Annotated in this window: 20 protein-coding genes and 3 tRNA genes; 16 read left to right on the top strand and 7 right to left on the bottom strand. The window is 68.6% G+C overall.

Annotated elements, in window-relative coordinates; all coding sequences use genetic code 11:
• Window positions 1–54: 54 nt before the first annotated feature.
• The 3 genes from fabG to fabD all read right to left on the bottom strand — a co-directional run bounded on the left by fabG (window position 55) and on the right by fabD (window position 2219).
• The gene (fabG, locus tag GGQ96_RS05725) at window positions 55–792 is read right to left on the bottom strand and encodes a 3-oxoacyl-[acyl-carrier-protein] reductase (protein WP_184112529.1); all 738 of its coding nucleotides are present in this window, start codon (window positions 790–792) and stop codon (window positions 55–57) included.
• Between the two features lie 3 nt (window positions 793–795).
• Entirely contained in the window at window positions 796–1134 is a 339-nt protein-coding gene (locus GGQ96_RS05720; RefSeq protein WP_343058932.1) for a GxxExxY protein, read from the bottom strand.
• Between the two features lie 125 nt (window positions 1135–1259).
• A complete protein-coding gene (fabD, locus tag GGQ96_RS05715) occupies window positions 1260–2219 on the bottom strand; it encodes an ACP S-malonyltransferase (protein ID WP_184112527.1) in 960 nt (319 codons plus the stop codon).
• Window positions 2220–2415: 196 nt separating this feature from the next.
• Here fabD and rpsF point away from each other — a divergent pair, with 196 nt between their 5' ends.
• From rpsF to rplI, 3 genes are read left to right on the top strand one after another with little or no spacing between them, the layout of a single operon-like run.
• Entirely contained in the window at window positions 2416–2817 is a 402-nt protein-coding gene (gene rpsF / locus GGQ96_RS05710; RefSeq protein WP_125995404.1) for a 30S ribosomal protein S6, read from the top strand.
• Entirely contained in the window at window positions 2817–3041 is a 225-nt protein-coding gene (rpsR, locus tag GGQ96_RS05705) for a 30S ribosomal protein S18 (protein WP_007403456.1), read from the top strand. Before rpsF ends, rpsR begins: the two co-directional genes overlap by 1 nt.
• Before the next feature lie 12 nt (window positions 3042–3053).
• Window positions 3054–3641 (top strand): 50S ribosomal protein L9, encoded by a 588-nt coding sequence (rplI, locus tag GGQ96_RS05700; protein ID WP_184112525.1) that lies wholly within the window; start codon window positions 3054–3056, stop codon window positions 3639–3641.
• 339 nt (window positions 3642–3980) lie between these two features.
• Here the strand turns inward: rplI and GGQ96_RS05695 are convergent, their stop codons facing one another.
• Complete coding sequence (locus GGQ96_RS05695; protein WP_184112523.1) at window positions 3981–5312, bottom strand: sensor domain-containing diguanylate cyclase; 1332 nt, start codon at window positions 5310–5312, stop codon at window positions 3981–3983.
• A 199-nt stretch (window positions 5313–5511) separates the two neighbouring features.
• Window positions 5512–7290 (bottom strand): DNA mismatch repair endonuclease MutL, encoded by a 1779-nt coding sequence (gene mutL, locus GGQ96_RS05690; protein ID WP_184112521.1) that lies wholly within the window; start codon window positions 7288–7290, stop codon window positions 5512–5514.
• A 158-nt stretch (window positions 7291–7448) separates the two neighbouring features.
• Here mutL and GGQ96_RS05685 point away from each other — a divergent pair, with 158 nt between their 5' ends.
• From GGQ96_RS05685 to GGQ96_RS05655, 7 genes are all read left to right on the top strand, one after another.
• Window positions 7449–8492 (top strand): rod shape-determining protein, encoded by a 1044-nt coding sequence (locus GGQ96_RS05685; RefSeq protein ID WP_184112519.1) that lies wholly within the window; start codon window positions 7449–7451, stop codon window positions 8490–8492.
• Window positions 8493–8527: 35 nt separating this feature from the next.
• Window positions 8528–9415 carry a rod shape-determining protein MreC gene (locus GGQ96_RS05680; protein WP_221239835.1) on the top strand — a complete coding sequence of 296 codons (888 nt, stop codon included), beginning with the start codon at window positions 8528–8530 and terminating at the stop codon, window positions 9413–9415.
• Between the two features lie 39 nt (window positions 9416–9454).
• Window positions 9455–9967 (top strand): rod shape-determining protein MreD, encoded by a 513-nt coding sequence (locus GGQ96_RS05675; RefSeq protein WP_184112517.1) that lies wholly within the window; start codon window positions 9455–9457, stop codon window positions 9965–9967.
• A 10-nt stretch (window positions 9968–9977) separates the two neighbouring features.
• A complete protein-coding gene (gene mrdA, locus GGQ96_RS05670) occupies window positions 9978–12068 on the top strand; it encodes a penicillin-binding protein 2 (RefSeq protein WP_184112515.1) in 2091 nt (696 codons plus the stop codon).
• Window positions 12065–13174 carry a rod shape-determining protein RodA gene (gene rodA / locus GGQ96_RS05665; protein ID WP_184112513.1) on the top strand — a complete coding sequence of 370 codons (1110 nt, stop codon included), beginning with the start codon at window positions 12065–12067 and terminating at the stop codon, window positions 13172–13174. The genes mrdA and rodA overlap by 4 nt, the downstream gene beginning before the upstream one ends.
• Window positions 13175–13266: 92 nt before the next feature.
• A tRNA-Lys gene (locus tag GGQ96_RS05660) sits at window positions 13267–13342 on the top strand.
• 49 nt (window positions 13343–13391) lie between these two features.
• Window positions 13392–13467: transfer RNA gene (locus GGQ96_RS05655), tRNA-Lys, on the top strand.
• 226 nt (window positions 13468–13693) lie between these two features.
• On the opposite strand, the gene GGQ96_RS05650 is transcribed toward GGQ96_RS05655, so the two are convergent.
• The gene (locus GGQ96_RS05650; RefSeq protein WP_184112511.1) at window positions 13694–14950 is read right to left on the bottom strand and encodes an SGNH/GDSL hydrolase family protein; all 1257 of its coding nucleotides are present in this window, start codon (window positions 14948–14950) and stop codon (window positions 13694–13696) included.
• Window positions 14951–15540: 590 nt separating this feature from the next.
• On the opposite strand from GGQ96_RS05650, the gene GGQ96_RS05645 reads away from it, so the two are divergent.
• Genes GGQ96_RS05645 through GGQ96_RS21650 form a run of 3 tightly spaced genes read left to right on the top strand, consistent with a single transcriptional unit; the run spans window position 15541 to window position 18195 of the window.
• Window positions 15541–16242, top strand: coding sequence for a response regulator transcription factor (locus GGQ96_RS05645; RefSeq protein WP_184112509.1), 702 nt, complete (start codon window positions 15541–15543; stop codon window positions 16240–16242).
• Window positions 16239–17792, top strand: a complete 1554-nt coding sequence (locus GGQ96_RS05640; RefSeq protein ID WP_184112507.1) for a sensor histidine kinase — start codon at window positions 16239–16241, stop codon at window positions 17790–17792. The genes GGQ96_RS05645 and GGQ96_RS05640 overlap by 4 nt, the downstream gene beginning before the upstream one ends.
• A complete protein-coding gene (locus tag GGQ96_RS21650; protein ID WP_221239833.1) occupies window positions 17785–18195 on the top strand; it encodes a DUF2809 domain-containing protein in 411 nt (136 codons plus the stop codon). Before GGQ96_RS05640 ends, GGQ96_RS21650 begins: the two co-directional genes overlap by 8 nt.
• A gap of 20 nt (window positions 18196–18215) precedes the next feature.
• Here GGQ96_RS21650 and GGQ96_RS05630 read toward each other — a convergent pair.
• A tRNA-Arg gene (locus tag GGQ96_RS05630) sits at window positions 18216–18292 on the bottom strand.
• An 82-nt stretch (window positions 18293–18374) separates the two neighbouring features.
• Between GGQ96_RS05630 and GGQ96_RS05625 the strand changes: the two genes are divergently transcribed.
• The 3 genes from GGQ96_RS05625 to kdpF all read left to right on the top strand — a co-directional run bounded on the left by GGQ96_RS05625 (window position 18375) and on the right by kdpF (window position 20092).
• Complete coding sequence (locus GGQ96_RS05625; protein WP_184112503.1) at window positions 18375–18893, top strand: hypothetical protein; 519 nt, start codon at window positions 18375–18377, stop codon at window positions 18891–18893.
• A 128-nt stretch (window positions 18894–19021) separates the two neighbouring features.
• Window positions 19022–19885, top strand: coding sequence for a TorF family putative porin (locus tag GGQ96_RS05620; RefSeq protein ID WP_184112501.1), 864 nt, complete (start codon window positions 19022–19024; stop codon window positions 19883–19885).
• A gap of 117 nt (window positions 19886–20002) precedes the next feature.
• A complete protein-coding gene (gene kdpF / locus GGQ96_RS05615; RefSeq protein WP_038665721.1) occupies window positions 20003–20092 on the top strand; it encodes a K(+)-transporting ATPase subunit F in 90 nt (29 codons plus the stop codon).
• Window positions 20093–20097: the final 5 nt, after the last annotated feature.

The following is a 20097-nucleotide window of genomic DNA, read 5'->3' as shown; positions in this document are numbered from 1 at the left end:
CGCCGTGCATTCATCTCGGTTCACGCCGTCGCCCAGGTCAGACCATGACCCAAGTCAGATCATGGCCATACCGCCATTCACATGGAGGGTCTGGCCGGTGACGTAACCGGCCTCGCGGCTGGCGAGATAGACGACCGCGGCGGCGATGTCATCCCCGGTGCCCAGGTCGCCGGCCGGAATGCGCTGGGTCAGCGCCGCCTTCTGCGCCTCGGGCAAGCCGTCGGTCATCGCCGAGCGGATGAAGCCCGGGGCGACGCAGTTGACCGTGATATTGCGGCTGGCCAGTTCCTGGGCCAGCGCCTTGGACATGCCGACCAGCCCGGCCTTGGACGCGGCGTAGTTGGCCTGCCCCGGATTGCCGGTCTGCCCGACGACCGAGGTGATCGACACGACGCGGCCGAAGCGCGCCTTCATCATCGGCTTGGCGGCGGCGCGGATCAGGCGGAACGCGGCCTCCAGGTTGACGCGGATCACCTGATCCCATTCCTCGTCCTTCATCCGCATCGCCAGATTGTCGCGGGTGACGCCGGCATTGTTCACCAGGATGTCCAGTCTGCCAAGCGCGGCGACCGCCTGCGGCACCAGCGCATCGACACCGGCGGCGTCCGACAGGTCGCAGGGCAAGGCGAGGTGATCGCCGCCCAGCGACGCGCGGAACGCCTCCAGCTTGTCGGCATTCGACCCGGACACGGCCAGCCGCGCGCCCTGCGCCGCCAGCCCCCGCGCGATCGCCGATCCGATCCCCCCCGAAGCGCCGGTCACCAGCGCGGTCATGCCTGTCAAATCGAACATTCGCTACTCCATTATATGGTTCACGCGGAGGCGCGGAGACGCGGAGGTGCGATAGTTGTTGACGACACGACGCACTCCTTCCTTCAAGATCTCGGCCCCGACATTGATGAGCAGCCCCACGGGCTGGTCGACAAGTCGCAAATAGGTCAGCAACTGCTTGCCGTGGACGGGTAAGAGCTTTTCGACGGACTTCATTTCCACCACGAGCCGTCCATCAACCAGAAGGTCGATTCGGAATGCCGCCGTAAAGACCTGCCCGTCGAACCGGATATCCACGGGATGCTGGCGGCAGACCAAATAGCCCATCGCACCCAGGCGACCAGCCAACACCGTCTCGTACACACGCTTTCCAGCGACCCAGGCCCAAGCTGGCGGTGAATACGCAGGGCAAGATCCAGAACGTCACCGCTGAGAGCGTCGATATCCCTCATCTTTCCTCCGCGTCTCCGCGCCTCCGCGTGAACCCGTTAAAGCGTCTTCAGCAAGCCTTCGATATCGTCCATCGTCACCACGCTGACCGCCATCGCATCCGGCGCGATGCGCTTGACCATGGGGGCGAGCACCTTGCCGCCGAACTCGACGAACTCAGTCACGCCCGCCGCGACCATCGCCAGCACCGATTCGCGCCAGCGCACCATGCCGGTCACCTGCTCGACCAGGGCGACGCGGATCTGGCCGGGATCGGCGATCGCCGCGGCATCGACATTGGCGAAGACCGGGACCAGCGGCGCCGCGATCCGCGCCTCCGCCAACGCGGCGTCCATCGCCTCGGCGGCGGGCTGCATCAGCGGGCAGTGGAAGGGAGCGGACACCGGCAGCAGCACGCCCCGCTTGGCGCCCAGTTCCTTGGCCAGCGCCACCGCGCGCTCGATCGCGGGGCGATGGCCGGAGATGACGACCTGCGACGGATCATTGTCGTTGGCGACGGTGCAGACATAGGTCGGCCCGCCCTCCGCCAGGATCGAATCGACCGCCGCGCCGGCGATGGTGCGCGCCTTGTCGAGGTCGGCGCCGAGCAGCGCCGCCATCGCCCCCTCGCCCACCGGCACCGCCGCCTGCATCGCCTGACCGCGCAACTTCAGCAGCCGGGCAGTGGTGGCGAGGTCGAACGCCTCGGCCGCGCACAAGGCGCTATATTCGCCGAGCGAATGGCCGGCCACATAGGCGGCCTTGTCGGCCAGGCGGACATTTCCCTCCTTTTGCAGGACGCGCAGCGTGGCGATGGCGTTGGTCATGATCGCGGGCTGCGCATTCTCGGTCAGCGTCAGCTCGTCCGAAGGCCCCTCGGCCATCAGGCGGAACAGATGCTGGCCCAGCGCCTCGTCGACTTCGCCGAAGACCTCGCGCGCGGCGGGGCTCGCATCGCGGAGCGCCTGGCCCATGCCGACCGACTGGCTGCCCTGACCGGGAAAGATGAACGCGCGCATCGTAACCTCTTCATGCTGATCGCAAGCCGCGCCGGTTAGGCGAGCCGGCCCCTCTCGACAAGCGCCCGTATTTCGGTCATAGGCGCGATCGCTTCAGGCGGAAGGCGCGGCCTTGCTGCCCGAATACGCATTGGAAGACAGCCGGAGGGGCGTCCGCATGGGGCGGCGTCAGCGATCGGTCAACAAAGGAAGTGACATGGCTCTGTACGAGCACGTGTTCCTTGCGCGCCAGGATCTGGCGCAGGCGCAAGTGGACGCGCTGGCGGAAACCGCCACCAAGATCATCGAGGACAATCAGGGCAAGGTCACCAAGACCGAGACCTGGGGCCTGCGCAGCCTGGCGTATCGCATCGCCAAGAACCGCAAGGCGCATTACGTGATGCTCGAGATCGACGCCCCCGGCCATGTCGTGGCCGAGCTGGAGCGCCAGACCCAGATCAACGAGGACATCATCCGCTACATGACCGTCAAGGTCGACGAGGCGGAGCAGGGTCCGTCGGTGATGATGCGCAAGCAGGAGCGCGACCGTGAGCGCCGCGCCGAGCGTGGCGATCGTGGCGATCGTCCCCGTCGTGACCGTGAAGAGGAGGCCGCATAATGGCTCGCCCGTTTTTCCGTCGCCGCAAGAGCTGCCCCTTCTCCGCGAAGGACGCGCCGCGGATCGACTATAAGGATGTCCGTCTGCTCCAGGGCTTCGTGTCCGAGCGTGGCAAGATCGTCCCGTCGCGCATCACCTCGGTGAGCGCCAAGAAGCAGCGCGAACTCGCCCAGGCGATCAAGCGCGCGCGCCATCTGGGCCTGCTGCCCTACGTCGTGAAGTAAGGAGTCCGCCACATGGACGTTATTCTGCTGGAACGCGTCGAGAAGCTCGGCGCCATCGGCGACGTGGTCAAGGTCAAGGACGGCTTCGCCCGTAACTTCCTGCTGCCGCGCAAGAAGGCGCTGCGCGCCAACGAAGCCAACCGCAAGGTCTTCGAAGCCAATCGCGCCCGCATCGAATCCGACAACGCCGCCCGCCGCGGCGAGGCCGAGAAGGACGCCGGTTCTTTCAAGGACGCGCAGATCACGCTGATCCGCCAGGCCTCGAACACCGGCCAGCTCTACGGCTCGGTCGCGGTGCGCGACCTGGTCGATTCGCTGAACGCGGACGGCCACAAGGTGTCGAAGAGCCAGGTCGTGCTCGACAAGCCGATCAAGGCGATCGGCCTGTACGAGGTTCGCGTCGCGCTGCACCCGGAAGTGTCGGTGACCGTCAAGGTCAACGTCGCCCGTTCGCCCGAAGAGGCGGAGATGCAGGCGCAGGGCGTCGACGTCATGGCGTCGATGTTCGAGCGTGACGAGGCCGGCTTCACCGAGGATTACGATCCCAACGCCGAGCCGGGCGCAACCGCCGAAGTCCAGTCGGAGCAGGCCGAGGGCTGATCCGGCCCCTGCCGCCACGGCTGAAGAGAAAAGGCCGCCCGGAACAGCTCCGGGCGGCCTTTTTTCATGTCCGGCGAGGCGACGATCGCATCAGGGGCAGGAGACGCAGGCACTGATCACCGCCGCCAGCGGAACCAGGGCAAGCACCAGGGGCATGATCATCTTCATGATATCTTCCACGTCAGGATAAGCACTTGCCGGCGAAACGCGGCGCATGGCGCAAAAGTTGCGCTACGCTGAACGTGTCGCCGACGGCCAGGCCCCCGGGGCCAGCAGGGCCATGCCGCCCGGTGCCCGCCCGGCCAGTGTGCAGCGGCCCGTCGCGCGGCGACGCCGCCGCTATTCGTGGACGCAGACCCGCCCCCGCCCCTGCCGCTTGCCACGATAAAGCGCCAGGTCGGCGAGGCGCAGCAGGGTCACCGGATCGTCCGCGGCCTGCGGTGCGAAGGCCACGCCGACAGTCGCGCTGACCCGCGCCACCACGCCCCCGTCCAGCGGCGTCGGCTGTTCGAGGATCGCGATCAGGGACGTACCAAAGGCGCGCACCGTCTCGGCGGTCTCCCCGGCGGCGAGGATCAGGGCGAATTCATCCCCGCCCAGTCGCGCAACGAAGCCGCCCTCTGGCAAGGCTTGGCTGAGCCGCGCGGCGGCCTGTCGCAGCACCAGGTCGCCGGCCTCATGGCCAAAATTGTCATTCACCGATTTGAAGCCGTCCAGGTCGATCATCAGGACCGAGAAGGACCGGGTCTCCGCCAGTAGCGCAGTCATCCGTTCGCCAAAGGCAAGCCGGTTCGGCAGGCCCGTCAACGAATCGTGCAGCGCCATCTCGACCAGCATCGCCTCCTGCGCCTTGCGCTTCGTAAGGTCGCGGGAGATCAGCCCGAAACAATGGCGTCCGCCCTCCAGCCAGGTCGACACGGACACTTCGACGGGGATCGTCCGGCCGGCCGCGTCGATGCACTCGAATTCCCGGACGTTGCCGACCAAGGAGAGATGACGGCGGCAGAAATCATCCCGGCCCCGGAACCGCGCCGGCATGACCATGTCGAGATGGCGGCCGATGATCGCTTCGGCTGGAATGCCGAGCCACTCGGCGGAGCGCTGGTTCCAGAAGGTGACGATGCCGTCTTCGTCCGTGCAGACGATGCTGTCGACCGAGGTGGCGGCGATCTGGTAGAAGCGCTGCTGTGCGGCGGCATGCGCATCCGCCATGCGCGAATAGTCCCGCTCGGACTGCTGTTTCAGCGCGGCGACGGCCATCTCGCCGTCATGGATGTCGATCAGCGAGCCGCAGGCGCGGGTCGCCCGCCCCTCAGCGTCATGCTTGATGTTGCCGATCGAGCGAAACCAGCGATAGCCGTCGTCGGCGCAGCGAAGGCGGAACTTCATGTCGTAATGGGCGACCGGCGCCGCATCAGCGATGGTGCTGTCGAACACCTCGAGGACCATGGCAAGCTCGTCAGGATGGAAGCGCTGCAGCAGCGCATCCAGCACGTTCGGGAAGTCGCGCGGGTCGGCGAAGCCCAGCAAGCGGCGGAACTCCGGAGACCAGCACCACCGCGTCGCGGCGGCATAGGGATCGCCATCGGCGATGATGCAGTCCCACAGCCCGACGCCCGCATGTTCGCCAAGCAGCAGCAGGACTTCAGAATCGGTCGTGGTGAAGGTCATGCGCGATCCAGGCCAATGGTGACCGACGCCCCTCCAAGCCCGCCGGACGGCTGGATGGGATGACGCACCCTTGCCCCTTTTAGCGCCACTCGCCGGCCGCCGGCCAGAACCATGACAAATATTTCATCATGCTGCGCGGAGCCGGCCCGTGTCCGCCAACTACTTGGAAAGACGGGACCGCAACTCGATGGGCCGCGCCTCACTTTCGCCCGAAGAGCTTTTCGACATCGGCCATTTGCAGCTTCACCCAAGTCGGGCGGCCATGGTTGCACTGGCCGCTATGCGGCGTCGCCTCCATTTCGCGAAGCAGCGCGTTCATCTCCGCAACCGACAGCATCCGCCCGGCGCGGACCGATCCGTGGCACGCCATGGTCGCCGCGACATGGTCGAGCCGCTCGCGCAGCGACAGCGCCTCGTCATAGGCGGCGAGTTCATCGGCCAGGTCGGCGATCAGTCCGGCCGGGTCGGCCTGGCCGAGCAGCGCCGGCGTCGCCCGGACCAGCATCGCCCGTGCCCCAAACCGCTCCAGCTCCAGCCCCAATTCGGCCAGTTCGTCGATCCGCGCCTCCAGCCGGTCACAGGCCGGCTCCTCCAGCTCCACCACCTCCGGCAGCAACAAGGCCTGGGCGACGATGCGCCCGCCGGCGAGCGCCGCGCGCATCCGCTCCAGCACCAGTCGTTCGTGCGCGGCATGCTGGTCGACCAGCACCAGCCCGTCCTCGGCCTCCGCCACCACATAGGTCTTCGCGATCTGCCCGCGCGCGACGCCCAGCGGGTGCGACACGGTCTGGGGGGGCGGCGACCAGGCGGGCTCGGCCCGCGCCTGGGGCGGCGCGTTGAACGTGGCGGGGCGATCGCGCACCCCCAGCGGGATCGGCAGGGCCGTGGCGGAGCCGGGCGCGAAGAAGCTGCCATGCTCGGCCACCATCGGCGACGGCGCAGGTTCGGACCGCCACAGTCCCAGCGCCGCCTCGGCCGGGCGCTGGACGCTGCGATGCCCGGCTTCGTCTAGCGCCCGGCGCAGGCCCGACACGATCAGGCCGCGCACCAGTGCCGGGTCGCGGAACCGCACCTCGGTCTTTGCGGGATGGACGTTCACATCGACTTGGTCGGTCGGCAGGTCGAGGAACAGGGCGACGACCGCGTGGCGGTCGCGCGGCATCATCTCCGCATAGGCGCCGCGGATCGCGCCAATCAGCAGCCGGTCGCGCACCGGGCGTCCGTTGACGAAGAGATATTGGTGGTCGGCGACGCCCCGGTGGAAGGTCGGCAGGCCGGCGACCCCGCCCAGCACCAGATCCTCGCGCACCCAGTCGATCGTCACCGCATTGTCGGCGAGCTGCCGGTCGGTCAGCGCCGCAACCCGCGTCGGGCGATCCTCGGCCGGGGCGACGGTCAGCACGCGGCGGCCGTCATGCTCGACCGAGAAGCCGACCTCCGGCCGCGCCATCGCCAGGCGCCGGACCACGTCCAGGCAGGCGGCATATTCGGCGCGGCTGGAGCGCAGGAACTTGCGCCGGGCGGGCACGCGGGCGAACAACTGCTCGACCAGCACGCGCGTGCCGGGCGGCAGCGCCGCCAGCCCCTCCTCAGCCAGCGCGCCATTGTCGATGACGCGACGCCACCCGTCCGCGCCCAAGGGCCGGCTCTCCAGCGTCAGGCGCGCGACGCTGGCGATCGAGGGCAGCGCCTCGCCCCGGAAGCCCAGCGTCTCGACCGCCTCGATCCGCTCGTCGGGCAGCTTGGAGGTGCAGTGCCGCTCCAGCGCCAGCGCCATGGCGTCGGGAGCCATGCCACAGCCGTCATCAACCACCTCGATGCGCGAAAGGCCGCCCTCGCCCAGCCGGACCGCGATACGATTCGCGCCCGCGTCGAGTGCATTCTCGACGAGTTCCTTCAACGCGCTGGCGGGTCTTTCGACCACTTCACCGGCGGCGATACGATTGACCAGATGCGAGGGGAGACGGCGTATTGACACGCGCAAGGCTGTAGCCCAAGCGACGGCATCCCGCGACCCCGCACGACGTGACGAACCTTCGCCTTAGGTCAGGCGCGATGGGCGGTCCGGGATGGGGGGCGGCCCGGGATGGTTCGCCCCAACGACCATATCCGCGTTTGACCTGGAAACCTTGCCCGATGCCCTTGCCCCGCCTCTTCAAGTTCATGTCGCACGATATGGCCATCGACCTCGGCACCGCGAACACGCTGGTCTATGTCCGGGGCCGCGGCATCGTGCTGAACGAGCCGTCGGTGGTGGCGGTCGAGACGCTGAACGGCGTGAAGAAGGTAAAGGCGGTTGGCGACGACGCCAAGCTGATGATGGGCAAGACCCCTGGCACGATCGAGGCGATCCGGCCCCTGCGCGACGGCGTGATCGCCGACATCGACGTGGCCGAGGAGATGATCAAGCATTTCATCCGCAAGGTGCATGGGGGCCGCCGCGGACCGCTGCGCTGGCCGGAGATCGTGATCTGCGTGCCGTCGGGTTCGACCAAGGTGGAGCGCCGAGCGATCCGCGACGCCGCCTCCAATGCCGGAGCCAGCCAGGTCTTCCTGATCGAGGAGCCGATGGCCGCCGCGATCGGCGCCGGGATGCCGGTGACCGAGCCGATCGGCTCGATGGTCGTTGATATCGGCGGCGGCACGACCGAGGTCGCGGTGCTGTCCTTGCGCGGCCTGGCCTATACCACGTCGGTTCGGGTCGGCGGCGACAAGATGGACGAGGCGATCGTCAGCTATGTTCGTCGCAACCACAACCTGCTGATCGGCGAAGCCACCGCCGAGCGGATCAAGCAGGAGGTCGGTTGCGCCAAGCCGCCGGTCGACGGCATCGGCACGATCATCCACATCAAGGGCCGCGATCTGGTCAATGGTGTGCCCAAGGAGATCCAGATCAACCAGGGCCAGATCGCCGAAGCGCTGTCTGAACCGGTCGCGACGATCGTCGAGGGCGTGCGGGTCGCGCTGGAAAACACCGCGCCCGAGCTGGCGGCGGATATCGTCGACCAGGGCATCGTGCTGACTGGCGGCGGCGCACTGCTCCAGGGGCTGGACGAGGTGCTGCGCGATGAGACCGGCCTGCCCGTCACCGTGGCCGAGGACCCGTTGACCTGCGTGGCGCTCGGCACCGGCCGCGCGCTGGAAGACCCGATGTTCCGCGGCGTGCTGCAGAACAGCTAATCCGACCGACTGACCTGCCTGGGGAGTAGCGGCGCATGGTGGCGCCCGTCCGCGATCGCCGCGCGGGATTTTCGCGGCGACGCCAATATGGCCAATTCCTGGGCTACGTCCTTGCCGTGGCCGGATTGGTCGTGGGCGCCGTCCTGCTGGTCGCCAGCCAGTTCGCCCCGCCGCTGTTCGCGGGCCTGCGCATGGGCGTGGCGACCGTCACCGTGCCCGCATCCTCGGCGATGATGTCGATCCGCGAGGCGGTCGCGATCGTGCCCGATGCGATCAACGGCTGGGTCTTCGCCCATGCCGAGAACGAGCGGATGAAGGCGGAGCTGGCGGTCGCGCGCCCGCTGCTGATGCGTGCGCGCACCATTGCCTATGACAATCGCCGACTGCGCCGCCTGCTGGAGCTGCGCGACCGCGACGAGCAGGTGGTGACCGCCGCGCGGCTGGTCAGCTCCTCGGCCTCCAGCGGTCGCCGCTTCGCGCTACTCGACGCCGGGCGGCTCTCGGGCGTGCGTCCGGGAATGCCGGTGCGGGCACCCGACGGACTGGTCGGCCGCGTCGTCGAGACCGGGCCCAATGCCGCGCGCGTGCTGCTGCTGGCGGATGCCGCCAGCATCGTGCCGGTGCGCCGCACCCGCGACGGCCTGCCGGCGCTGGCGGTCGGGCGCGGCGATGGAGCGCTCGACATCCGCTCGGTCAACGCCACCAACGTCCGCTTCCACGCAGGCGACCTGTTCGTCACCTCGGGCACCGGCGGGCTCTATGTCCCCGGCATCCCGGTCGCGCGCGTCGCCCGGGCGGGGATGGACACGGTGCTGGCGCAGCCGTTCGCGCAGCCCGACCGGCTCGACTTCGCGATCGTCAGTCGGGTCTTCCTGCCGTTGCCGCCCGCGCCGCCGGCGCAGGCCGCCCTGCCCCAGCCATAAGCCCTCGTTCATGCAGCAGCCGCCATGGAGCCGTTCGCGATGAGCCAGGCGGACGCCAATCCCTTCGAACCGAAGCTGACCCCGGGCCGCGCGCGGATGATCCCGTGGCTGACGGTCGTCGGCGGGTCAGCCTGCACCACGCTGCCGCTGATCGCGACGGTGCCGATCCTGCCGCCCCTGGGGCTGGTGATGCTGCTGGCATGGCGGCTGCTCGCGCGCTTCGCGCTCCGGCCCTGGGCGGCGGCGCCGCTCGGGCTGTTCGACGACCTGGTCAGCGGCCAGCCGCTGGGATCGGCGGTGCTGATCTGGTCGGCGATCTTCCTGGCGATCGACCTGATCGAAAGCCGCTTGGTGTTTCGCGACTTCTGGCAGGACTGGCTGATCGCGGGGGGCGCCATCCTGTTCGCGCTGGCGATCGGCCGGGTGCTGGCGCTGCCGATCGGCGCGCAGGTCGATGGCGCGATGATGGCGCAGGCGGCGGCGACGATGCTGCTGTTCCCGATCGCCACGCGCCTGGTCGCCTGGATCGATCGCAAGCGCGGCATGGTATAGGGGACGCGCCATGAAGCGCACCGGCCGCATCGTCACCGAGGCCACCCAGGCCTATAGCTTCTCGCGCCGCGCATGGCTGCTCGGCGGCGCGCAGGCGGGGGTCGGCCTGCTGCTCGCCGGGCGTATGGCCTGGCTGTCGGTCGCGCAGAACGCCAAGTACAACCTCCTGTCCGAATCGAACCGGGTCAACGCCACCTTGGTGCCGCCCCGCCGCGGCTGGATCATCGACCGGCACGGCCTGCCGATCGCCAACAACCGCACCGATTTCCGCGTCGACATCCTGCCCGACCGCCTGCCCAAGCCGGAGCGCGAGAGGGTGCTGGCCCTGCTGACCAAGCTCCTGCAGCTGACGCCGGAGGATCTGGAGCGGATCCGCATCGATCTGGACCGCGCCGCCGGCTTCCAGCCGGTGCAGATCGCCGAGAAGCTGGACTGGGACCGGTTCGCGGCGGTCAGCGTCCGGTTGCCCGAACTGCCGGGGGTCCAGCCGACGCGGGGGTTCGCGCGCCATTATCCGGCCGGCGCGGCGGTGGCGCATCTGACCGGCTATGTCGGCGCGCCGACCGCCGAACAATATCGCGCCACCCATGACGCCCTGCTCGTCACCCCCGGCTTCAAGCTGGGCAAGGACGGGCTGGAGAAGACGCTGGAGCCGATGCTGCGCGGCAAGCCCGGCGCGCGCCGGGCGGAAGTCACCGCGCGCGGCAAGCTGGTCGCCGAGCTTGCCACCAAGCCCGACGTGCCCGGCCGCAACGCCCGGCTGACGATCGACGTCGGCCTGCAGGAATATGCCGCGCGCCGGCTGGGCACCAACAGCGGGTCGGCGGTGGTGATCGACTGCCGCACGGGCGAGATGCTGTGCATGGTGTCGATGCCGGCTTATGACCCCAACAGCTTCTCCGACGGCATCAGCCATCTGGAGTGGGAGATGTTGTCGAAGAACGACCACGTCCCCCTGATGAACAAGGTGACGCAGGGACTCTATCCGCCCGGCTCGACGGTCAAGCCGATGCACGCGCTGGCCTTGATGGAAAATGGCGTCAGCCCGGACGAACGCGTCTTCTGCTCGGGCGCGCTGCGCGTCGGCACCGGCGTATTCCACTGTCACAAGCGCGGCGGCCATGGCCCACTCGACATGCGCAACGCTGTCGCCCAGTCCTGCGACATCTATTTCTACGAGATGATCCGCCGGCTGGGCTATGACAAGGTGGCGCCGATCGCACGCGACCTGGGCCTGGGGCAGAAGTTCGAACTGCCCTTCACCACCCAGCGCTACGGCACCGTGCCGGATTCGGCGTGGAAGCTGGGCAAGTACAAGCGTCCCTGGACTGTCGCCGATTCGCTCAATGCCTCGATCGGACAGGGCTATGTGCTCACCAACCCGCTGCAACTGGCGGTGATGGTCGCGCGCATCGCGTCGGGCCGGGCACTGGTGCCGAGCATCCTGGCCGATCATGTCCATCGCGACGCCCCTGCCCTGCCCTTCCAGTCCGAGAATCTCCAGGTCGCGCGCGAGGCGATGTGGAAGGTGGTGAATGGCGGCGGCACCGGCGCGGCGGCGCGGCTGCTGGTGCCCGGCCTGTCGCTCGCCGGCAAGACCGGCACCGCCCAGGTCCGCCGCATCACCATGGCCGAGCGCCGCGTCGGCGTGCTCAAGAACGCGCAGCTTCCCTTCAAGCTGCGCGACCATGCCCTTTTGGTCTGCTTCGCGCCGGTCGAGAATCCGCGCTATGCCGCCGCCGTGGTCCTGGAGCATAATGGCCATACCGTCCGCACGCTCGACACCCCTTATATCGGTCGAGACATCCTGACCTATTTGCTCGACCGCGACCGCGCGCTCGCGACCCTGGCGGAGGTGGAGCCGACATGGGGCGGCGACATCGCGACGCGGATGGCCGCCGAGGAAGCCGCGTATCGAACGGCGCACAGCCCGCCGCCGGCCGCCGCCGCGACCAAGACCGATGCGGTCGTCCCATCCGACGCGCCGGCGGTCGAGGAAGCGACCGCGCTCGCCAACCGGACCCAGGCCGCTTTGTCCCCCGACACGCCCGGCCCCAGCGTCGCCGAGGACGGCACCACCGAACGGAGTACCGACGAATGAGCGCGCGCCGGCTTCCCGAGCCGCTGGCCCATGTCCCCTGGGGCGTCCTGGGGCTGGTCGTGGCGATCGGCCTGTTCGGCCAGGTCGTGCTCTATTCGGCGGCCGGCGGGTCGCTGCGCCCCTGGGCCTGGTCGCAGGGCATCCGATTTTTCGTACTGCTGGCCGGCGCGCTGGCGTTGTCGCGCGTCCCCGAGCGGATGTGGAAGGCGGCGGCGCTGCCCGCCTACGGCATCATCCTGCTCGCGCTGATCGCGGTCGAGGCGCTGGGCGAGGTCAGCGGCGGCAGCCGGCGCTGGCTCGACCTGGGCTTCATCCGCCTCCAGCCTTCCGAATTCATGAAACCGGCGATCGTACTGGCCTGCGCGCGCTTCTATGACATCTTGCCGCCCTCGGAGATCCGGCGCTTCGGCGCGATCTGGCCGGCGGCGCTGCTGATCGGCCTGCCCGCCGCCTTCGTCATGCTGCAACCCGATCTCGGCACCGGGCTGATGATCTGCATGGGCGGGGTGACGGTGATGTTCCTGTCCGGCATCCCGGTCCGCCTGTTCGTCGGCGGCGGACTGGCGGCCGTGGTGACGATCCCGCTGGCGATCAACTTCCTGCTCCACGACTACCAGCGCAACCGCATCCTGATCTTCCTCAACCCCGAAAGCGATCCGCTGGGCACCGGTTATCATATCAGCCAGTCGAAGATCGCGATCGGGTCGGGCGGCATCTGGGGCAAGGGCTTCCTCCAGGGCACGCAGAGCCATCTCGACTATCTGCCCGAGGGACATACCGACTTCGTCTTCGCGACGATGGCGGAGGAATGGGGGCTGGTCGGCGGCTGCCTGCTGATCCTGGCCTTCCTGCTGGTGATCCGCTGGGGGATCGAGGTCGGGCAGCGCGCGGAGGGTCGCTTCGCCCGACTGACCGCGGCGGGGCTGGCGACGACGATCTTCTTCTATGTCGCGATCAACCTGATGATGGTGATGGGACTGGCCCCGGTCGTCGGCATCCCCCTGCCGCTGGTCAGCTTCGGCAGTTCGGCGCAGCTCACGGTGCTCCTGTGCTTGGGCATCCTGATGTCGATCGATCGCCAGACCCGCAAGAAAAGCGGTTTCTGATCGAAAAAGGGGCTTGCGCTTCGCGGCGCGGATGGTAACAGCGCCACTCCCGACGCGGGGGCGCACCAACGCCCGCTCAGCCGCTACGGAATGGACGCATAGCTCAGTTGGTAGAGCAGCTGACTCTTAATCAGCGGGTCCTTGGTTCGAGCCCAAGTGCGTCCACCATCTCCACCCTTTCCAGGGTGCGCCGCCGGCGAGACCTTCGTCAGGGCATGGACGCATAGCTCAGTTGGTAGAGCAGCTGACTCTTAATCAGCGGGTCCTTGGTTCGAGCCCAAGTGCGTCCACCATCCTGTCTTCCACGCACTGTCGGATCGGCGATGCCAGTCGCGCGTCAAGCGCCAACTCCCCTTTGAGCCACTTCACCGGAAATTCGCGACGACGCGGTCGCCGGCCTCGAAACGCCGTGCGGCATTCGGGCGGTATCAAGGCCGGTCATATGCTCCGGATGTCGATCGGACGCCGCCCTGCCGGTGGGCCACCGCCAACCATGGCCAGCCTGCTTCCGGATGGGCGTCACAGCGATGGGCGATAGGCGCGCACCTCGCGAACCGGCGGGGCGTCGTCGGCAAGGGTGATGGTCGCCACATGATGCGCATTGGCCAGCCCGGTCGTGATCACGTGGCGCTGTTCCACGGATTCGGCGGACAGCGGAACGGGTGGCTGGTCGCCGCAGACGAAGCGGCGTTCGAAGGTGAAGGTCGCACCGTCCGGAACCGAGGTGCCGAAGATGCGTCGAGCAAGGCCGATCATCCAGTCCTGCGGATCGATCCGAACATCGCCGCCGTTTGATGTGAACAGCGCATCCGAGCGCCCGGTCCCTTCCGGGCCGTTCGCGTCAGTGAGGGCGAAAGCGAATTGGGTTTGATCGGGGCTCAACCCGCTGACCCGCAGACGCCACCGGTTGACCCGGCGAACGGATGGATCGACGGTGACCTGCTTCAACGCCGGCCAGTCCGGCATGTTGGGCAGCGGGGATACGCGGCTGTTCTGCCAGCAGCCATCCCATGCCTCGGGCGGCCGGCCATCCACCGTCACCGTCATCCGTCCGTCAAGCGGCCCATCGGCCAGCAGCTCGATCCGGTTGCCGTCAAAGGCATAGCTGGTCGGGATGCCGGGTCGAGGTGGAGCAAGGCTGCGCACCTGCACGGGATCGGGCTTCGCGAAGGTGGGGGTCGAAACGATCTTCTCGAACCACGTCGCGAACAACGAGGCCATTAGCGACCAGCCCCGCTCGTTGGGATGGATCTGATCCGCCAGCAAGGCTCGCGGCGCAAGATGATGGGCGCTCAGATAGGCGTTCCACCGCGCCCGTCGCGGCTCCACCGCCAGGTTATACCGGGTGGCCAGTTCCGGCAGGCGCCGGCCCGACATATAGTCGTCCCATTGGTTCTGCTTGAACCATACATGGCCCTTGCATCCAGGAAGCGGCGACCAGCGCAGATGCAGGCCCGTGTCGCAGAGCGGCTCGACCGGGTTCACGACATGGTCGGTCTGGACGATGATATCCGCTGCGGTCTTCCGCCGGAACGTCTGTATGATCCGCCCATAGGCCCGGTGGTCGCCATAGACGTGAAAGACGATGAGATCGGGATAGACGTCCTCGACGTCCCGCGCCGCCGCTCGCTCCAATATGACCGCGTTCCACCCGCCAAGGGCCAGATTGCGGTAATCGAAGCGGACATTCGGATAGGCGGCCCGCAAGGTCGCCATCGCCCGGTCGGTCCAATCCGGCGTGCTGATCGACTGACCATAGAACAAGATCTTGAGCACCTGTGGATGCTCCGGGGTCGCTGATCGCAATATTGCAATGGTCCGGGCCATTGCGCGGGCCGGATCCGGGCTCTTGGGAGCGGACACCGGCCGGGGCGAACAACTGCCGCCAAGCATCGCGACTGCGGCAAGGCCGGCCGGAAACCATCGTCGACGCACGTTACCAAAACTCGGTCGCGACAGCGGAGTCATACCAAAACATCCTAACCGTGCAGGCGCTTAGCAATCACGCTGCTATCGATAATCGACGGCCATGTCTCCTGCCGCGGGTTGTGGTCTTCGTAACATCTCTGTCGGGGAAGCGATCGAAGACGCATCTCCCGCCGCCCCAACTGCCGCCAAAGAAGGATTTCCAGTGCGAACCTTTTCCGGGAAATTTCCTGATGGCGGTCGATGCACAGGATCTGCACAGCAACTCCATCGAACGGCCCTGCCGGCCAGCCGACACGCACAAGCCGGCCGCCTAGACGAGTGGCTCCCGACAGAAGGAGCATGGCGTGCGGGTCGATCCTCATCGGGCGCACCATCGCCCTGCCCGCTGGCGCGACACGGCCTTGACCGGACACGATAGGATGATGATCCCCTGCCCCATGCCGCGCACGATCCTGGTCGCCGATGACGACCCCCATATCCGCCAGCTACTGGTCTTCGCGCTCGCTAAGGCCGGGCTCGATACGATCGAAGCCGGCGATGGCGAGGCGACGCTGGCGGCGGCGGCGTCCGCGCCCGACCTGATCATCCTCGACATCAACATGCCGCGCATGGACGGGATCGCGGTCTGCCGCCGGTTGCGCGCGACCAGCGACGTGCCGATCCTGTTCCTGTCGAGCCGCGACGACGAACTCGACCGCGTGCTCGGCATCGAATTGGGCGCGGACGATTATGTCACCAAACCCTTCTCCCCGCGCGAGGTGGTGGCGCGGGTGATGGCGATCCTGCGCCGCGTCGCGGGTCGGCCGCCACTGGTCGCGGAGGCCGCCACCGGCCCGTTGCGTTGCGGGCGATTGTCGCTCGATACCGAAGGATGGCAGGCGCATTGGGCGGGCCAGCCGGTGGCGCTGACCGTGACCGAGTTCGGCATCTTGCGCACGCTGGCGACGATGCCGGCCAAGGTGTTCAGCCGCGATGCGATCATCGACCGGCTGCACGGGCCCGGCTTCGCGATCACCGACCGCACGATCGACAGCCATGTCCGCAACCTGCGCGCCAAGTTCGCCCGCCTCGGCGCGGCGGACGTGATCGAGACGCGCGCCGGCATCGGCTATCGCCTGGGCGCCTGCGGCGCGACATGATCGAATCGTTCAAGCGCGTCGTCCGGCGGCACTGGCCCCGGTTGCGCCTGCGCACAATCCTGCTCCTGACTTTCACCTTCGTCGCCGCGCTGCCGGGATTCGGCGCGCTGTTCCTGCGCGTCTACGAGAATGCGCTGGTGCGGCAGACCGAGGCCGAGTTGATCGCGCAGGGCGCCGCCCTGTCGGGGGCCGCCGCGCTGGCCTGGCACCAGGGCGGCGCGATCGTCGCGCCGCGCGTCCGTTCACCCTCGATCGACCTCCGCGCGACGCCGATCCTGCCGGTTCGCCCCGCCCCCATCGCGACCGCCCACCGGCCGGACGCGGGCACGCGCGACTGGGCCAAGCGCCTCGCGCCCATCCTGCGCGTCACCGCCGCCGCGACCGGAGCCGATCTGCTGCTGCTCGATCGCCAGGGGATGCTGCTCACCGGGCGGCAGGCGGGGCGCCGGACCGGTGACCTGGCGGAGGTGCGCACGGCCCTTGGCGGGCAGCCCGGCATCGTCCTGCGCCGCGATCCGGCCTATCGACATCTGAGCGGCTTCGCATGGCTGAGCCGGTCCGCCGGCCTGCGCATCGATCTAGCCGTCCCGATCGTGGCCGATGGCCGGGTGGTGGGGGCGCTGCTCCTTTCGCATCCCCCTCGCACGCTGCTCGCGGGGCTCTACGACGACCGGGGCAAGATCGCGTTCGGTATCGTCCTGATCTTCAGCACGCTGGTGGTGCTGAGCGGCCTGCTGTCGCGTGGCATCGTCCGGCCGGTCGAGGCGCTCGGCGTCGCCACGCGCGCGGTCGCCGGTGGCGGCGGCACCGTGCCCGACGCGCCGACCACCGCCGCGATCGAGATCCAGGCGCTCTACCGCGACTTCGGCAGCATGGCCGCCGCGATCGCGCGTCGCTCGCGCTACCTGCGCGACTTCGCCCATGCCGTGAGCCACGAGTTCAAGACGCCACTGGCCGGCATCCGTGGCGCGGTCGAGCTGTTGCAGGACCATCCCGACATGCCTCCGGCCGACCGCGACCGCTTTCTCGCCAACATCGCCGCCGATGGCGCGCGACTGACACAGCTGGTCAGCCGGCTGCTCGATCTCGCCCGCGCCGATATGGAGGAGAGCGCCGAGGGGGTGACGGCCGACCTGCACGACGCCGTGCGGCGGATCGCGGACGCGCAGGCCGGCATCGTCATCGAAAGCGACATGCCCGACCACCTGCCGCGCGTCGCACTGCCGCAGGGAGCGGTCGAGGCGGTGCTGTCGAGCTTGGTCGACAACAGCCGTCAGGCCGGCGCGACCCGGATGCGGATCACGGGCGAGGACAATCGGGACGTGGTGATCCTGACCGTCGGCGACGACGGCCCGGGCATCCCGCCGGGCGACCGGGCGCGCGTGTTCGATCCCTTTTTCACCAGCCGCCGCACCGAGGGCGGGACCGGCCTGGGCCTGCCGATCGCGCGCTCGCTGCTGGAGGCGCAGGGCGGCACCATCGCGCTCGCGCCCAATGCCGGCGGCGGGGCGACCTTCCGGATCGCGCTGCCGGTGTCGCGCTGTGGCTAGGCGGCATCCTCGTTCGCGGGCGCGGTCTGCCCTGCTGGTCGCGGGGACGCTGGCGGCCGGTCTCGCCATTCGCAAGCTACCACTCGGCTTGCCGCCCGCCATCGTGAAACATGGCGGCTCGGTCCTGTGGGCGATGATGATCTACTGGATCGTGTCCACCGGGCTTCCGACGTGGAAACCGGTTCGCGGCGGTATCGTCGCCGCCATCGTGACGACCGCGACCGAACTGTCGCAACTCTATCACGCACCCGTCCTGGATGCGGCGCGGCGAACCGGCCTGGGCGCATTGCTGCTCGGCCGGGTATTCTCGGTCTGGGATGTGCTGACCTATGCCGTCGCGGTGGCGCTGGCGGCAGCGATCGACCAGTGGCTGGCTGACCGGCGAACCCGGACCAGCAAATGATCTGCAACGATGTGGTAAAGTGGCGCGCCCGGAACGATTCGAACGTCCGACCCTCAGATTCGTAGTCTGATGCTCTATCCAGCTGAGCTACGGGCGCGCATTGGAGTTGCGCTCTTAGCAGGGTTCGTCGGGCGCGCAAGGGCGTTGCGTCAAAAAATCAGCGCTTCTACGGCTGGGACATGAACCCGCTCGCCCGCGCCGCCGCCCTGCCCGCTGTCCTCCTGCCCCTGGCGCTCGCCGCCTGCGCTGGCGATCGCGACGCCGGCTATCCGTCGCTCGCCAGGCGCGCGGTGGAGACGCGTGGGTTCGAGGAGCCGGCCACGCCGCCGCCCGCGCCGATGCAAGCCGACCCGGCGCTCGACCGGATGATCGCGACCCAGACGGCGCAGTTGCAGACGGTGCGCGCCGGCTTCGATCGCGACGCCGCGAAGGCCGAGCGCGCCGCCGCCGCCGCGCGCGGGGCCCCCGTGGGCAGCGAGGCGTGGCTGGACGCGCAGACGGCGCTGGCGCAGCTCGACGACTGGCGCGCGCAGGCCACCGCCATCGCCAGCGCGGCGGAGGTGCAGGGCGCGGACCGCGCCGCGACGCTCGCCCCCGACTATCCGGCCCTCACCGGATTGCAGCGCGACGCGGCGGCGGAGGCGGCGCGGCAGGACGCGCTGATACGCCGCTTGTCGGCGTCGCTGCCCGCCGCCTGACCAAGCGGGCACTATATGCCAGCACTATGCGCTTCCCCGGAATCGCTCTCGCATTGCTACGCCCAGCGGGCCTAATTGCCCGGCCTTGATGAAGGCGGCGCACCGCGCGTCGCCCTTTGGGGCCTGTCATGAAACGACTTTCTTGCGCGGTGGCGATCGCCGCGGCGACCCTGGCGACGGCTGCGGGGGCGCAGACCACCACCGACGCTCCCACTACCGCCCCGCCCCCCGCGATCAGCGTCAGCGGGTCGGCGGCGATCGTGTCCGACTATCGCTTTCGGGGCGTATCGCAGAGCGACCGGCAGATGGCGGTGCAGGCGGGGCTGACGATCACGCACGACAGCGGCCTCTATGTCGGCACCTGGGCATCGAACCTCGCCGGTTGGGGCACGTTCGGCGGCGCGAACATGGAGCTGGACCTGATCGGCGGCTTCAAGACCGCGCTGGCCAGCAACGCGACGCTCGACGTCGGCCTGACTTGGTACATGTATCCGGGCGGCGCTCCGAAGACTGACTTCGCCGAACCCTATGTCAGGCTGACTGGCACCACCGGTCCTGCCACCCTGACCGCCGGGGTCGCCTATGCGCCGCGCCAGCAGGCGATCGGCAAATGGTATGCGAACGGCGCGGAGGCCGCCGCCGGCACCTATAGCCGACCGGGCGCGAAGGCCGACAATCTCTATCTCTGGGGCGACGGCGCGGTCGCAATCGCCGGCACGCCGATCACCGCCAAGGCGCATATCGGTCACAGTCGGGGCCAGGACGGCCTGGGGCCGAATGCCACCGCCGTTTCGCCGACGGGCCGCTATTGGGACTGGTCGCTGGGCGCGGACATCGCGGTCCGGCGGCTGACGCTGGGTCTCGCCTATGTCGGCACCGACATCTCGAACCGGGACGCGGCCTATCTGCGGCCGAGCTTCAGCAAGGGGCAGGACGGCACCGGCAACATCGCCGGCGGCACGTTGCTCGCCACGCTGACCGCCGCCTTCTGACCTCAAAGGGAGAGCAACCATGCAGGACCTGATCTGGGTCGCGATCATGGCGGGGCTGGCGGCGCTGACGCTCGCCTATGTCCGCCTGTGCGATCACGCCTGAGGAGCGATGCGGCCATGACCCTCGACCTCTGGCTGGCGGCGCTGACCGCGCTCGGCCTCCTCCTCTATCTGGTGGCGGTGCTGATCCGCCCCGAACGCTTCTGAAGGGA

The sequence above is a fragment of the Sphingomonas abaci genome (assembly GCF_014199625.1).
GTDB lineage: Bacteria > Pseudomonadota > Alphaproteobacteria > Sphingomonadales > Sphingomonadaceae > Sphingomonas > Sphingomonas abaci.
This window is presented reverse-complemented; position numbering and strand designations above follow the sequence as displayed.